Origin of the sequence: Pelistega ratti (assembly GCF_009833965.1) — a bacterium.
GTDB lineage: Bacteria > Pseudomonadota > Gammaproteobacteria > Burkholderiales > Burkholderiaceae_B > Taylorella > Taylorella ratti.
On sequence record NZ_CP047165.1, the window covers coordinates 1978786 to 1995790 of the forward strand.

A 17005-nucleotide genomic window follows, 5' to 3' on the forward strand; every position below is an offset into this window, starting at 1 on the left:
CGCTTTGCTCGAAAAACTCGCTTAGTTAATCACTATTTCTCCGTGCTTTTATAAAACCTTATTAAGGATAATTTGCATATCAAAAAATAGATAGATTTTAAAAAATAGTTTGATGACTTTTTATAAAAATTCGTTAAGGGTTATTAAGGTATTTGAGTAGCAACGTAAATGAAAGGCGATAAAAGCACTGCAAATAGTGTTAAGTCGCTCGAGCAGTTTCTCGCTTTGCTCGAAAAACTCGCTTAGTTAATCACTATTTCTCCGTGCTTTTATAAAACCTTATTAAGGATAATTTGCATATCAAAAAATAGATAGATTTTAAAAAATAGTTTGATGACTTTTTATAAAAATTCGTTAAGGGTTATTAAGGTATTTGAGTAGCAACGTAAATGAAAGGCGGTAAAAGCACTGCAAATAGTGTTAAGTCGTTTGAGCAGTTCTTATGCTTTGCACCAGAAAATTTGCTTGGTTATCAGATATTTTTATGGATTTTTTATTTTTATGGATAATTACTCAATTAAAAATAGTATTGTTCTAATGCGTAATTTGTATTAAATATTCTATAATAGTTGGAATAGTTATTAGCACTTAGTAAATAGAGAGTGGATATGAGTATTAAAAATGATCGTTGGATTCGTGAGCAAGCACAAAAGGGTATGATTGAGCCGTTTGAGCCTAACCAAGTACGCAGTATTAATGATAATAAAATTGTGAGTTATGGTACAAGTAGTTATGGTTATGATGTCCGTTGTGCGAGAGAATTTAAAATATTTACAAATATTAATTCTACGATTGTTGATCCTAAGCAATTTGATGAAAAATCATTTATCGATTTTGAAGGGGATGTCTGCATTATTCCGCCTAATTCTTTTGCATTGGCCCGTACGGTTGAATATTTCCGTATTCCAAGAGATGTATTAACTATCTGTTTAGGCAAAAGCACTTATGCACGTTGCGGTATTATTGTGAATGTAACACCTTTAGAACCTGAGTGGGAAGGTCATGTTACCCTTGAGTTTTCTAATACAACACCGCTACCTGCTAAAATCTATGCTAATGAGGGATGTGCTCAGTTCTTATTCCTTGGTGGAAATGAAGTATGCGAGACTTCTTATAAAGATCGTGGTGGTAAGTATCAAGGTCAGCAAGGTGTTACTTTACCACGGACATAATCTAATCCTATTTTTAATCTTAGTGCAGATGATGAAAGGGTACGCTTTTATACTTTTATAGCGTACCAATTTTTTGCTGTGTATCATTTATTACTTATCGTAGCTTCATCATTATCGGTGGTGATGACTTATTAAAAATCCTATTTCTTCGGAGGAAATAATACATGAAATTTCGTTTCCCTATTGTCATTATCGATGAGGATTATCGTGCAGATAGTGCGTCTGGTTTGGGTATTCGAGCATTAGCAGAAGCTATTGAAGCAGAAGGAGTAGAGGTTTTAGCGGTAACGAGTTATGGGGATTTAAGCTCTTTTGCTCAACAGCAAAGTCGGGCAAGTGCCTTTATTCTGTCTATTGATGATGAAGAGTTTGATGTGGATTCTCCAGAAGATGTTGCATTAGCCATTAAAAATCTTCGACAATTTATTGGTGAGTTACGCTTTCGGAATGCGGATATTCCTATCTATTTATATGGTGAAACACGCACGTCAGAGCATATTCCTAATGATATTTTGCGTGAATTGCATGGGTTTATTCATATGTTTGAAGATACCCCTGAATTTGTGGCGCGACATATTATTCGGGAAGCAAAGAGTTATTTAGATACTTTAGCCCCTCCTTTTTTCAGAGAGTTAGTAAAGTATGCTCAAGATGGTTCTTATTCTTGGCACTGTCCGGGACATTCCGGTGGTGTAGCTTTTTTAAAAAGTCCTGTGGGTCAAATGTTTCACCAGTTTTTTGGTGAAAATATGTTGCGTGCAGATGTATGCAATGCGGTAGAAGAATTAGGACAATTGCTTGATCATACTGGGCCTGTGGCGGAATCAGAGCGAAATGCTGCGCGTATTTTTCATGCAGATCATTGCTATTTCGTGACAAATGGTACGTCCACCTCTAATAAAATAGTGTGGCACGCTAATGTGGGGGCAGGTGATGTTGTCCTTGTTGATCGTAACTGTCATAAATCTATTCTTCATGCGATTACGATGATTGGTGCTATTCCTGTTTTCTTACGTCCAACGCGTAATAATCTAGGTATTATTGGTCCAATCCCATTAGAAGAGTTTGAACCTGATAATATTCGCCGTAAGATAGAAGCAAACCCTTTTGCTCGAGAGGCTGTCAATAAGAATCCACGTATTCTAACCCTAACACAAAGCACTTATGACGGGGTTATCTATAATGTGGAGATGATTAAAGAAAAATTGGGTAGTATGGTGGATACACTACATTTTGATGAAGCATGGATTCCTCATGCCGCTTTCCATGAGTTCTATCAGAATATGCACGCAATTGGAGAAGGTCGTCCTCGTCATAAAGATGCTGTTGTGTTTGCAACCCATTCAACGCATAAATTATTAGCTGGGATTTCACAAGCATCACAAATTATTGTACAGGAATCTGAAAATCGTCAATTAGACCGAAATATCTTTAATGAATCCTTTTTAATGCATACCTCTACCTCACCGCAATATGCCATTATTGCTTCATGTGATGTTGCTGCTGCAATGATGGAACCGCCTGGGGGAACAGCACTCGTTGAAGAAAGTATCAAAGAGGCATTAGATTTCCGCCGTGCGATGCGTAAAGTAGCCTCTGAATACGGGCGAGATGATTGGTGGTTCAAAGTATGGGGGCCTAATCGTTTACCCTCTGAAGATATTGGAACACAAGAAGATTGGATACTAGAGTCGAATGCAGAATGGCATGGTTTTGGGCCATTAGCAGAGGACTTTAATATGTTAGATCCTATCAAGGCAACGATTATTACACCGGGGCTTGATGTGAATGGGACATTTGCTGAACGTGGTATTCCTGCTTCTTTGGTGAGCAAATATTTGGCGGAACATGGTATTGTGGTTGAGAAAACAGGGCTATATTCTTTCTTTATCATGTTTACTATCGGCATTACAAAAGGACGTTGGAATACTTTATTAACTTCCCTACAGCAATTTAAAGATGATTATGACCGTAATCAGCCTTTATGGCGAGTAATGCCTGATTTTTGTAAAGCCTTTCCTCGTTATGAACGTATGGGATTAGCGGACTTATGCCAAATGGTACATCAAGCGTACCATGAGCATGATGTTGCACGTTTAACGACAGAAGTTTATCTGAGTGATATGATTCCTGCCCTTAAACCATCAGATGCGTTTAACCGTATGGTACACCGAGAAGTAGAACGAGTGGGTATTGATGATTTAGAGGGGCGTGTAACGGGTGTGCTATTGACCCCTTATCCTCCGGGAATTCCTTTACTTATTCCCGGTGAGCGATTTAATAAAACAATTGTGCAATACCTACAGTTTGCACGTAAGTTTAATAAACAATTCCCCGGGTTTGAGACGTTTATTCATGGTCTGGGTACTGAAATCCTACCGGACGGGACAGAGCGACTCTATGTGGATTGTTTGATTGATGAGTAAATTGTGAAGCAATCTGATGTGATCGTGATTGGCGCTGGCGCAGCGGGTATGATGTGTGCTGCTCAGCTAGGTGCAAAAGGATATAAGGTTAGACTTATAGACCATGCCCATAAGTTAGCAGAAAAAATTAGAATTAGTGGGGGTGGTCGGTGTAACTTTACGAATATAGGGGCAACATGGGAGAATTATGTTTCTAAAAATCCTCGGTTTGCTAGATATGCACTGAATGAATATACCCCTCAAGATTTTTTATCTTTACTAAAATCATATGGGGTAACTTGGCATGAAAAACACCGAGGGCAACTCTTTTGTGATGAAAGTAGTGAGGTAATTATCCATGTGCTTTTTCAAGAGTGCCAAAAGAGAAAAGTGAAATGGCATATGCCTTGTTCAGTATTAAGTGTTCAGCAATATGATGAAGGATTTATATTAGATACAAGTGAGGGACTTTTTCAGGCAAGCCACTTAGTGATGGCAACGGGTGGTATGGCTGCACCAGCGATTAAATCGACTGATTTTGGTTTGGGTATTGCTCGTCAATTTGGTCTAAAGGTGGTAGAGCCTCGTCCTGCACTTGTTCCTCTTATCTTTGATGGGGAAGAGTGGGCTGCTTATCGGGAATTAGCAGGGATTTCTCTGGAGGCATGTATAGCCACTGGGTTAGATAAGAAAGCAGTAAGTTTTATTGAAGATATTTTATTCACACATAAAGGATTATCTGGACCGGGGATATTACAGATTTCTTCTTATTGGGATGGTCATTCGCCCTTATATCTGAATTTATGTCCTGATAAGGATTTAGCCAAGGTTCTTACTGAGCAAAAGCAGGGGAGTAAACAACAATTATTAACGGTACTTAGTCATTATTTACCTAAGCGTTTGGCAGAGCATTTTTTACAACAACAAGGGTTAAAAGAAACACTTAATTGGGCAGAAGTACCTGATAAGCAGTTACGACAATTAGCATTAGCTATTCAATCATGGCAAATTCAGCCTAAAGGTACAGCAGGTTATAAAAAAGCAGAAGCCATGCGTGGAGGGGTAGATACGGCAGAGCTTAATCAAAAAACGATGGAGAGTAAAAAAGTTCCTCAACTGTATTTTATTGGTGAGGTGGTAGATATAACCGGTTGGTTAGGTGGATATAATTTCCAATGGGCTTGGTCTAGTGCAGTGGCGTGTGCGAGAGGGATAGGGGTGTCTGCTCGTTATTCCATTAATGTTACTTAAAAACAACATTATTTTACCTAAAAGATAATTTTTAAAATAAATGTAACAAATTATTGATAAATTTATCTATTCTTTCTATGATACTTTTGTTTTTATGTGTAGTTGTTGTTACGTAGATAAGAAATAGAAAATTATTCCGTTATTTTTATTCCTTAGTTTGTCTCTTTATGTTGAACCATCGTCCCCTCTTATTTATTCTCGGTATATTGGGTTGTCATTCGGTAGCATTAGGGCAATCCATTGATTTTAAATTAAGGCAAGAGGTAGATGCTCAGCAGCAGCAACAACAGAAGCAATTAGATACAGCTATTTATACGCAGCAAGTACAAAGACCTACTATTCACTTAGATACGCCAAAAGATTCTTCCTACACTTTTCCTCTACAGGAATCCCCTTGTTTTCCGATTCATCACATTACGCTCACCGATTATCTTTCCGCTGATTTTCCCCATACTTCTTCTATAGATACACATTTACAAACAAGGGGACCTAGTCAATTTCAATGGGTATTAAAAACGGTCTATACTTCACAGGACTTTGTTTTGCCGCATTGTATAGGGGCTGAAGGTATTAATGTATTATTACGACAGATTCAAAACCGTCTGATAGAAGCAGGTTATGTGACAACGCGTGTTGTGGCTGAACCGCAAGATTTACGTTCTGGTCAATTAATATTAACGGTTATTCCCGGAAAAGTGGGAGATATTCAACTACAAGACCATAGTGCTATCCCCTTTGCTACCCGTGGGACGTTATGGTTTGCAATGCCGTTATCAAAGGGGGATATCTTAAATATAAGAGATATAGAGCAAGGCTTAGAAAACCTTAAGCGTGTACCAAGTAGTGATGCAAATATTGAGCTAGTGCCGAGTGAGCAGATTGGTGAAACAGATATTATGGTGACGTACCAACAACGTTTTCCTTTTCATTTGACCTTAGGACTGGATGATGCTGGATTTAAAGCAACGGGGCGTTTACAAGGGTCAGCCACATTTTCTTGGGATAATGTTTTCACCTTAAATGATATGTTTTATATTAGCGGTACACGTAGTTTTCGCCGGGGCAGTGATGATGCGATGGGTAATTATGGTAGTAAAAATATCAGTTTATATTATTCTATTCCATGGAAAAATTATTTATTAACACTTTCCGGCTCTCGATACTATTATCATCAAACGGTTGCAGGGGCTTTTGAATCTTATACCTATTCAGGTAAAAGTCAGCAAATAAAAGCGACTCTCAGTCGATTATTGATGAGAGGAAGTCATTATAAAACCTATATGAATGTGGGGTTATGGGCAAAACAATCATCTAATTATGTCAATAACGTAGAGGTGGCTGTACAACGTCGTCGTACAGCAGGTTGGGAAGTGGGTTTTCATCATACGCAGTACATTGGGGATATAACATTACAACTTTGGGGAAATTATAAAAGAGGGACAGGGGCTCGTCATGCTTTAAAAGCACCAGAAGAACTCTTTGGTGAGGGTACTTCACGCATGAAAATCATCACAGGCGGTGTTGATATAACTTATCCCTTCAAAGTGGGGCAACAGTTATTTCGTTTTAATACCGCATGGAATGGACAATATAGACGAACACCGTTAGTACAGCAAGATAAATTCAGTATTGGTGGACGATATACGGTGCGAGGATTTGATGGTGAGCTTACTTTAAGTGGTGAATCGGGTTGGTTATGGCGTAATGAGCTCGCTTGGAATGTGAACGGTAAAGGACATGAACTTTACGTAGGTATTGATAAAGGGGTTGTGCATTCCCACCAAGAAGAGTTACAAGTAGGTAATCGACTGGTAGGGGGAGTGATAGGGGTGCGTGGTAACCTATGGGGACTACAATATGATTATTTTGTAGGTACACCCCTTAAAAAACCAAAAGGATTTAAAACAAGTCATATCACCACAGGTTTTAATATGAGTTATCGTTTTTAAGTTGTATAGCAAACGAGCGTGTTATATCACCGATGGATGATAAAAGCGTAGCGTATTTTACCCTATCATTTTAGAAAGAGGAAAAGTGGGTTTTATGAATAAACATTGTTATCGGGTTATCTTCAGTAAGGTATTAAATCAGTTTGTAGTGGTATCAGAACTTATTAAATCCCGGGGTAGAATAGTACAAGCCTCAGCGCAAATGAGCTACCCAACTCAAAATAGTCTATGTAGTAGTGTGATAAAAACAATATATTTCGCTCTTATGCTAGCATGGGGTGCTGTGGTCATATCACCTGTTTATGCTGATGAGAGGGCGATTCGAGCAGATAAGCAAGCGCCTGGACATCAACAGGCGACTATTTTACAAACGGCAAATGGATTGCCACAGGTTAATATTCAAACACCCAATGCACAGGGACTCTCTCATAATCAATACAGTCAGTTTGATGTAGCAGAAAAAGGTGCTATCCTCAATAATGCACCTAAAGCGGTACAAACCCAACAAGCAGGTTGGGTGCAAGGGAACCCTAACCTTGCTAGTGGTGAGGCAAAGATTATTTTAAATGAGGTCAATTCAAATCATCCTAGCCAACTAAAGGGCTATATTGAAGTAGCAGGTAAAAAGGCAGAGGTGATTATTGCCAATCCATCAGGTATCCATTGTGATGGTTGCGGTATGATTAATGCGAGTAGAGGTACTTTTACAACGGGAAAACCACAATTTCATCAAGGAGAATTACAAGGTTTTCAAGTGGAAAGAGGGACGTTGAGTGTGGCTAAAGGAGGGATGGATAATAGCCGAGTTGATTATACCGATATTATTGCTGAAAAGGTTCTTATAGAGGGTGGTATATGGGGAAATGATCTTAAAGTGACAACAGGCAAAAATAAGGTTAATCGTACCCATGAAAAAATAGTACATATTGCACCCTCTCAAGAGAAAAATCAGTTAGATGCTACTTCAAATTCACCGACTTATTCGGTTGATGTCAGTCAGCTAGGCGGTATGTATGCACAGCGCATTCAATTGATTGATAATGGTGATGGGTTGGGTGTGCGTAATACAGGACATATTGGTGCATCTGCTGGTCAAGTGGTGATAGATTCACAAGGCAATATTACGAATAAGGGTATTATTAATGCCAAAAATCATATTGTTCTTAATGCCAAAAAGCAGATTCATCATCAAGGGGATGTAGATAGTCAGCAAGGTAATATTCGTTTACAAGCAAAAAATATTACACAGCAAGGACTCGTGATTACTCGTCAAGAAAATATTGATATTAAAGCAAATGATATGATTGAACAACAAGGGATAACGGTTGCAAAAGGTCATATTCATTATCAAGCCCCCTTTATCCAAGCAAGCAAAGAATCTGCTATTGCGGCGGGTGTGAGTCTTCAAGAGGAATATGGACAAACACATCTTACCTTTGACCCGTCTTCTCAATCACGTGATATATTACTAGAAGCAAAACAGGATTTGAGGGCAAACGGAAAAAATATCGCAACAGGGCAATTCAAGGCAAGTGCTAATAAAGTCGATCTGGCAGAGAGTCAAACCCGTGCAAAAGCCATTATACTTGATGCACATCAATCGACAATGACTTTAGATAAAGCGACAGTAGTAGCGAGTGATACATTACAGTTAAATACACCTCAGTTACTTAGTACCCAGCAAGCTAAGCTAAAAGCAGAATCAATTAAAGCCAATGCAAAGCAAGTAGATAACCAACAGGGACAATGGGTAAGTAAAGGTAGTCATCCACTGACGTTATCATTAGCGAAAGGATTAAATAATCAGCAAGGGCTTATTTTTACGGGAGGCAACTTTACCTTATCACAACAAGCAGAACACTTGAATAACCAAGGCGGTAGTTTATTAGCAGGTGAATCACTGACTATTAAAGCGAAATCGCTGGATAATCAAGAGGGTTGGATGGTATCTGATAAAAATATGCAATTCAGTATTACACAGCATATTAATAATCAAAAAGGTCATGTGGCAAGTGCAAAGCATTTGGATATAGAAGCGATACGTTTGGATAATAAAGAGGGATTTATCATCGCAGATGAAAATGCCCGTTTAGCGGTAACGCAACAAATTGATAATCAGAAAGTGGCTGAAAAAGGTTCATTTATTCAAGCCCAACAACAACTTTCTATGACGACACAGCACTTGAATAATCGAGATACTAAAACACAGCAGATAGTTCTAAAACAGGGGGTATCTGGTGATCATATTCAAATAAATACGGCTACATTGGATAATAAGGGAGGAGGCATTTATGCACTCTCTGATATGGTACTGACACTAGCCGATACGTTACAGAATACTCACGGTGAATTACTGGCTACCCAAAACCTTACCCTGACAGCACCTAATGTGTCTATTATCAATACAGAAGGTATTATTCAAGGTGTCGATTCATTAAAGATTAATGCCAAATCTCTAACGGGAGATGGTGATATTGGCTCTGAAAGAACCCATATTCTTTTAAAAGAGGATATGGAGGTACATAAAGATATTATCGGTCGAGCGTTATTGTCTATTCATACTTTAGGTCAATTTATTAATCGTGCAGGACTATTATCCGATGGGAAAGTAGAGGTGACCGCTCAAGCGATGAATAATACACCAACAGGGAAAATACAAGGAAAATCAACAACCCTTGTTACTCAATATGATATCGTCAATCGAGGGCTTATCCTGGGTACAGAGCAAACCATACTTAAGACAGGAAATAACCTTAGTAATATCGGTACAGGGCGTATTTATGGTGGAAAAGTAGCCTTACAAGCCGGGCATAAGATTATCAATACGGATGAATTACAAGCCGATGGAGTGATAAAGTCTGCTGTGATAGCGGCTAAAAATCGTTTAGATATAGCGAGTGCTGAGATTGAAAATAGTAAAACGGTTTTTACACAAGATGATACCTTTAATGGTGTGGGCGGTACGATAACGTCTCAAGGACAACTTGTTTTTGGTCGTACACTTGATACGCAACACCAAGCGCAAGGGCAAAGTGATCGCCTCACTAATCTGGGCGGTTTGATAGAGGGGCGTGGTGTCATATTAAATAGTAAAAAGGTAGAAAACCAAAATGCCCGTTTGCGTACAGCACTCGAAGAGGTAGATAATCAGGAGGTTGATGAACATTATTTAGTCAGTGATAGAGATCCCCAATCAAAAGAGCGTATTTCTTTTGACCAGTTACGCTGGGCACCATATAGCCGAGCGGGTAAAGTGGTGTATAAAAATGCTAAACCCAAAAAGCGACCTGCTGATGGTAGTATTGATGGTGTGATGTTACCTATGCCGAATGAAGAGGTATGTGCAGATGAAGCAACCCGTAGTGGTTGTGCACCCTCACCAGAGGCAATTTATAAGACTAATGACCCTGTTTGGGCAGCATTTAATATTACACCACCGAAGACAGATATGCCTAACTTACCCTCGTTATCACAGGAGCTGCATGAGTTAGAGGAACCTGAAGAACCTAAAAAACCGAGAAGAAAAGGTAGAAGAGAGAGTAATGAAAGCTATCAAAAACGCGTAAAAGCGTATGAAAATGCGGTAGAGCAGTATAAGAAAGCCATGGCAGACTATATGGCTAAATTGATAGCCTATTCAGAAGAGATGAAACCCTATATGGATTGGATGGCAGAAAATGGGGAGGTATTTGAGCAATTAAATAACGCTATTGATCAACATAATCGAAAATTAGCCGGTAGAGAATTTTATGATTTTTGGGATATTTATATTACACAGCGAATTAAGCGACAAACGCAGGTAAAAGAAACCCATCCCGGTAAAATAGTGAGTGAGGGAGATCTTACTTTTAGCGGTGATATCGAAAATAATCGTAGCCAAATAGTCGCATCGGGACGTATCTACAATCCTGATAATTTTACAGCAATGGTTCATAATGAAGAAGAGTGGGGCATTATCCAAGTGGATGATATTGGTAATCAAGAATGGACACGAACAAAGTGGAGAGGAGGCGTCAAACGTTATCATCAACGCAAATGGGGTGGTCGTCAGTCGCATTTAAGAAGGACAGAAACACCGTTATCACTTAATCAAGCTTCAACCCAAGCCTATACCGTGATGACCCCTATTACAGAAAAGGCTGATCTACAAAAAGAAACTATTTCAATCATTTCTCCACAACACGTGATGGGAGAAAAAGATACGGTGCATACAGATAGACAAAAACAAGAAATTCGTTATATGCGTGCGGATACGCATTTACCGACAAGTAGTTTATATCGACTTAACCCAGCCGTAAATAGTCATGTATTGATAGAAACAGACCCCTACTTTACGAATCGTCAAAAGTGGTTAAGTAGTGATTATATGTTTAAAGCCCTTCGAGTAGATCCAACCAATGTGTTAAAACGATTAGGAGATGGATACTATGAACAACGCTTAGTGAGAGACCAAGTCCATCAACTGACAGGGAGAATGTTCTTAGGTAATTACCGTGATTTAGAAATGCAATACAAAGCCTTGATGGATAACGGCATTCATTTTGCGCAGCGGTTTAATTTAACACCGGGTATTGCCCTAAGTGCCACCCATGTTGCTCAACTGACTTCAGATATCGTGTGGTTTGAAGAGCAAGCTGTTAGCTTACCCACAGGAGAGAAGATTAAGGTTATCGTGCCTCGGGTCTATGCGGTTGTACAAAAGGGAGATTTAAATGGACAAGGTAGTTTACTGTCAGGTGATGTGATTGATTTATCTGTGCATGCCTTAGCAAATAGGGGTACGATTGCCGCCAAAAAATTAACACACTTAACCGCAAAAAATCTATTAAATGAAGGACATATTCAAGGGGATACTGTCAGTATTAAAACAGTAGAGAATCTGGTCAATAAAGGCGGTGTTATCGAAGGCACTGATGCCGTATTGATGCAAGTAGGGGGTGATTTTACCCATGAAAGTACGAGTATAACAAACCATATTAACCTATCACACTTTACGCGGAGCAGTACCCACTTAGCCCGTCAAGCCTTAGTCTATACCAAAGGAGAGAATGGGACACTTCAGATCCAAGCAGAAAATATTTATACTAAGGGTGCGGATATGATTAATGCAGGAAAAGGGCTTACCTATCTTGGCGTGAATCAAACCCTTAAGCAAGATACACTGCGTGTCGGATTTGATGAAAAGATGGGTAAAGGAAACCACTACCGCCATGAAAAAGAACAAAAGGCAATCATTAGCCATATTAAGGGTGGCGGTAGTGTTGTGTTAAAAGCAAAAGATATTCAGACAGAGGGTGCGAGTTGGGAAGGAGCTCGTCTTATTGCTCATGCAGAGAATGATATGGTGCTGAAAGGGGCAACCACTCACCAAGAAGTAGAAACCTATCATCATTATAAAAGTGGAAATACGGTTGCTAAGCGTAGTGAAACAGTCTTTAACCAACACCAAGCGATAACCCAAGAAGGAACACAACTTCAAGCAAAAGATATAGTACTTTCCGCAGGTCATAATATACAAGCAACAGGCTTACAAGCGATAGCGGATAATGACCTCTTTATCCAAGCCGGCAACAATATTGACATCACTGCCGATACCAACTACCAAAAAGAGATCCACTATACCCAGAAAACCCGTTCAGGTATTTTACCGAGTAGTGGCGGTGGTGTAGGCGTTACCATTGGCAAACAATCCCAATCACGCCGTACCGAACAAGAGGGTTGGACACAAAGTGATGCCAGAAGTGTGGTAGGCAGTATTGGGGGTAATGTGACCGTACAAGCAGGGAATCACGTCAATGTTATAGGTACGGATACCATCGCAGGCAATACCCTTACCCTACGAGGTAAAACCCTGTCGATAGAAGCAGGCAAAGACCATTTTAAACAGAAAGAAGAGCATATCGTTAAACAATCAGGCATCAGCCTATCACTTTCTGCGCCAGCGGTGGACATGATACAAAAAATGAACCGGAGTCTGCAACGTAGCCAATCGGTGAAGAATGATAAATTGAGTAGCTTGTATAAAGTCAAAGCCGCTCAAGAGCTAATACTGGCAGATAGAGCCGCTGGGGCAGCCGTCAATACCCTTGATGCCTTAATGGGTAATGAAGCGATGAGCAAAGGGGATATTAGTAATCCCTCCTTTAAACTGGCGGTGAGTATCGGGTCAAGCCAATCTAAGCAAACGAATCAAGTGGAACAAATCCTGCACCAAGCGAGCAATCTTAGTGGTAAACAAGTGCAGCTTACGACCACCCAAGGGGATATACAGCTTAAAGGGGCTAACCTGACAGCCCAAGATACCCTTGATATAAACAGTGCCAACGACCTACACCTACAATCGATTGCCGATACAGTAAGCCAACGTAGCCAGAGTAAGCACAGTGGTTGGAATGTAGGTGGCTTTGTGGCGGCATCAGGCTCACACTATGGTGTAGGGATAGAAGCCTCTGCGCAAAAAGGCAAAGGGCGAGAAAACACCGATACCGTTACCCATCAGTTGACCGAATTAAAAGCCAATACCCTAAACATCAGTACACAAGGGGATACCACCCTTAAAGGGGCAAGCATTCAAGCCGATACCATTAAAGCGGACATTCAAGGCAACCTCACCATTGAAAGTGAGCAAGATACCCATCGCCATAAGAGTAAACATACCCAAGGCAGTGTCGGGGCAAGTGCCGTTTTCTCAGGCACAGGATCAGGGGCATCCTTTAATGCCTCACATAGCAAAGCCAAACTGAACTACCAACAAGTACACACCCAAAGTGGTCTTACCGCAGGGCAAGGGGGAATGACGATTACCGTAGGGAATAATACCCACCTAAAAGGGGGTATGATTGATAGCACTGCTCCAGCGGATAAAAATACCTTTACTACTCAAACCTTAACGGCAGAGAATATCCTGAACCAAAGTGAAATTAAGGTACAAAGTGCCAGTGTAGGGGTATCCACTAATCCTCTACAAAATGCCTGGTCAGCGGTAGGAACAGCAGCCAGTGTTGTAGGAGGTAATATCCATCAAGAGGATAGCAGTACCACCTATAGTGTGATAGGTCAAAATATCTCGCTCAATGTGAAAGAAGGCTCAATCCCTGATCATCTCAGACGAGATAAAGAAGGAGCAAATAATAAGGTACAGCTCTTCGATAAAGCAGATGTGCAAGAGCGAATGGAGATGGCACAAGTGATAGGTGAAATCAGCCAAAATACAATCACGATTGCCTTACAACCCATGTTGGATAAAGCCGAAGCACAAAAAGCAGAGGCAGAAAAAGCCCTAAAAGATAAATCGCTAACCGCTGCTCAAAGAGCGTACTATACAGAGCAACTTAACCGTAATATAGAAACAATTAATACCTATGGCAAAGGCAGTGACCTACAACTGGGTATCCGAGCAGCAACGGGTGTATTACAAGGCTTAGCTACCGGTAATACCAATGCGGCAATTTTAGGAGGCTTATCGCCATTCTTGAATAAAGCGATTAAAGAAGCCACCACCGATAAAGCGACCAATAAAGTGAATCTCTTTGCCAATACCGTCGCCCATGCCATACTGGGTGCAGTAGAAGCTAAGATGCTGAATACCAATGTAGCGGCAGGTGCAGCCGGTGCCGTGGTAGGAGAAACAACCGCCCATATCATTGCGGATAAACTCTACCAGAAATCCCCAGAAGCCCTCACGGAACAAGAGAAAGAAACCATCTCAGCCCTCAGCCAAGTGGTGGCAGGATTAAGTGGAGTAGCGGTAGGGGATAACTTCCAGAGTGCGGTGGTGAGTAGTGAGATTGGTAAACGGGCGGTTGAGAATAATTTCCTAAGCCAACAAGAGCTGAAAGAACGTAATCAATTAGTGGATACTGCTTCTCGAAGAGGTACATTAACTGAGCGGGAGGCAGAAAAATTACTGCAACTCAATGATAAAGATAATATATCGGATATGCTATTAGCACGGTATCAAGAAAACCCTAATAGCTTAACAGCACAGGAAAAAGAGCAACTTGCTATTTATCTTGATGTTGCCTCACAAGGTAATGTAGAAGAGGTACAACGTCTTTTATCAACCCCTGTTAAATGGGGTAAAGTAGAAAGAGGCGAATTAAGTAAAGCCTTAGAGGCGGCAAGAAAGAGAATCGGCTGGTCAACTACGTGGGAATATAAAGTATCCAATGAGCTTAGTCCTTTTATTTTAACGTCTAGCGGAGGTACTTTAGCTAAAGTAGGTGCAACAATTGATGTTGTAGCAGGTAGTTATATACTAGGGCAAGGGGTAAGCCAAATTTATAAAGGTAATGTATTAGAGGGTACAGTACGGGTTATAGAAGGTGCGCTAGTGGTAGCCCCTGCAGTGCCTGTTGTTAATAAAGTAGAACAATTTTTAAAACATACCACTACACAGATAGATAAGTTACAGGTTTATCCTAAACCTAATGTAAATGTTGCATCTCAGAAGAAAATGAGTGAAATATGCCCTACTACAGCATGCTTTGTAGCAGGGACAATGGTACAAACGAAGAAAGGCTTAAGACCCATTGAACAGATCCAGCTTGGAGAATTAGTCTGGTCACGAGATGAGTTTGGAGAGATGTATGACTATAAACCCGTTATTGCCCATAAAGCAACACCAAACCAATCCTTATATGAGGTAGTGATTGAAAATACACAAAGAGAGGTAGAAAAACACTATACCACAGCAGAACACCCGTTTTATGTAGAGGGGGAGGGCTGGGTAAAAGCTGCTTTACTCAAAGAGGGAATGGTACTACTTGACCGAGACGGTCAAGAGGGATTACGAATTGTTAGCCAAAAAGCGTTAGAGGAAAAAGCAACAGTTTATAATATAGAAGTGGAATCTTTTAGAACCTACCATATTGGACAATGGGGAATCTGGGTTCACAATGCTAATTGTTGTGATTTTAATCAACGATATGGAAATCTGGATGAGAAGTGGCATGGTAGATGGGTGAATGAGAAAGGACAAGTAATGTATAGAGACCCTATTGATGGTCAGTTAAAACCATTTCCAGATGGCTCAATACCCTCAGTGGATCATGTCTTATCGAGAGATTATATTAAAAACTATATCCCTGATTTTCATAAATTATCAAAAGCAGAACAGAACCAATTAATTAATCATGCAGATAATTTGCAACCTATGCCTTTACCTCTCAATATATCAAAAGGAAAAAAAGTTGAGTTTATTAATGGCGGTTGGACAACGATTAATCAAAATGGTCAAAGAATACCTGTGAGTCCTGAATATAAAATGATTCTTGAGGGACAGCAAAGATTAATAAAAAAGATGATTGAAGATGAATTAAAGCAAAAAGGAATTAAAAAATGACTTATTTTAATCAAGAGAAGCTTGAGAAATCGTTTGATTATGTTTTTTGGGATTTACAAAAAGCTTTAGAAGCTGAAATTTATTGGCGAAATGATTCTGATAAATCATATGATCCAATTAATTATCTTTTAGAATATGACAATGTAAAAGATAGCTTAATTGAACCCTTTAAAACATATCAACCTAAAACTTATCAGGTATTATTGGAGTCTCAATTTTTTTATGCGATTAAGAAAATAACACCTGAGAATCGTCCTTTTATTAGTGATATTACCCAGATGGGGTTTTTAATAAATGAAAAAATATTTTATATAGAATATACAAAAAATCCTTATGAAAAAATAGGGAATTCATTAATATTGGATGATAAAATTATTCCAAAAGAAATCCTAACCTCTTGGCTCTATCGTATTGACGAATGGAATCAGGCAGAAGATGTTACTATGCCTATTTTTAAAAGTCGCTTACCAAAATCTTCTCAAGGTCTATTAGGGGGGGTGTTATATTGTAATGAAGAAGCAGATGCCTTAAAGATAAAAGAATATGCTTTTTTAGAAGAAAAGTTTAATAAAAAAGTTGTTTCATTGAATAATTTTGATGATTATACAGCGCATGAAGAGAGATATATTTGTTTACGAAACCTCTTTGATTCACGACCCAGTGCGAGTTTTGATCCTATCGGTTCGCAAGTTTTTGTTAGTTCATTTGTAGGACAAACTTCTCCTGAGTTGTATGTTATTAAAAATGCAGATGTTTTTACTATTAAAAAATTAGTTGATCCTGTAACAGCTATTGATCACTATGGTGCACATATTTTTTCTGGAAGTAATGAGGAGTTTGATTTTTCACCTTATATGGAAAATTTTTAGTAAAAGTGCATTATAT

General features: G+C 39.4%; 6 protein-coding genes. All 6 read left to right on the top strand.

Annotation, left to right across the window (positions count from 1 at the left end; genetic code table 11):
• Positions 1-608 precede the first annotated feature (608 nt).
• The 6 genes from dcd (at position 609) to F9B76_RS08685 (ending at position 16989) form a co-directional block, all read left to right on the top strand.
• Positions 609-1172, top strand: a complete 564-nt coding sequence (gene dcd / locus F9B76_RS08660) for a dCTP deaminase (RefSeq protein ID WP_159991758.1) — start codon at positions 609-611, stop codon at positions 1170-1172.
• A 164-nt stretch (positions 1173-1336) separates the two neighbouring features.
• Positions 1337-3598: an arginine/lysine/ornithine decarboxylase gene (locus tag F9B76_RS08665; protein WP_159991759.1), complete on the top strand. Its 2262-nt coding sequence runs from the start codon at positions 1337-1339 to the stop codon at positions 3596-3598.
• A 48-nt stretch (positions 3599-3646) separates the two neighbouring features.
• Positions 3647-4828: a BaiN/RdsA family NAD(P)/FAD-dependent oxidoreductase gene (locus F9B76_RS08670; RefSeq protein ID WP_243140711.1), complete on the top strand. Its 1182-nt coding sequence runs from the start codon at positions 3647-3649 to the stop codon at positions 4826-4828.
• Between the two features lie 167 nt (positions 4829-4995).
• Complete coding sequence (locus F9B76_RS08675; protein WP_159991760.1) at positions 4996-6777, top strand: ShlB/FhaC/HecB family hemolysin secretion/activation protein; 1782 nt, start codon at positions 4996-4998, stop codon at positions 6775-6777.
• 94 nt (positions 6778-6871) lie between these two features.
• The gene (locus F9B76_RS08680) at positions 6872-16120 is read left to right on the top strand and encodes a two-partner secretion domain-containing protein (RefSeq protein ID WP_159991761.1); all 9249 of its coding nucleotides are present in this window, start codon (positions 6872-6874) and stop codon (positions 16118-16120) included.
• On the top strand, positions 16117-16989 hold the full coding sequence (locus F9B76_RS08685; protein WP_159991762.1) for a hypothetical protein: 873 nt from the start codon (positions 16117-16119) through the stop codon (positions 16987-16989). The genes F9B76_RS08680 and F9B76_RS08685 overlap by 4 nt, the downstream gene beginning before the upstream one ends.
• Positions 16990-17005: the final 16 nt, after the last annotated feature.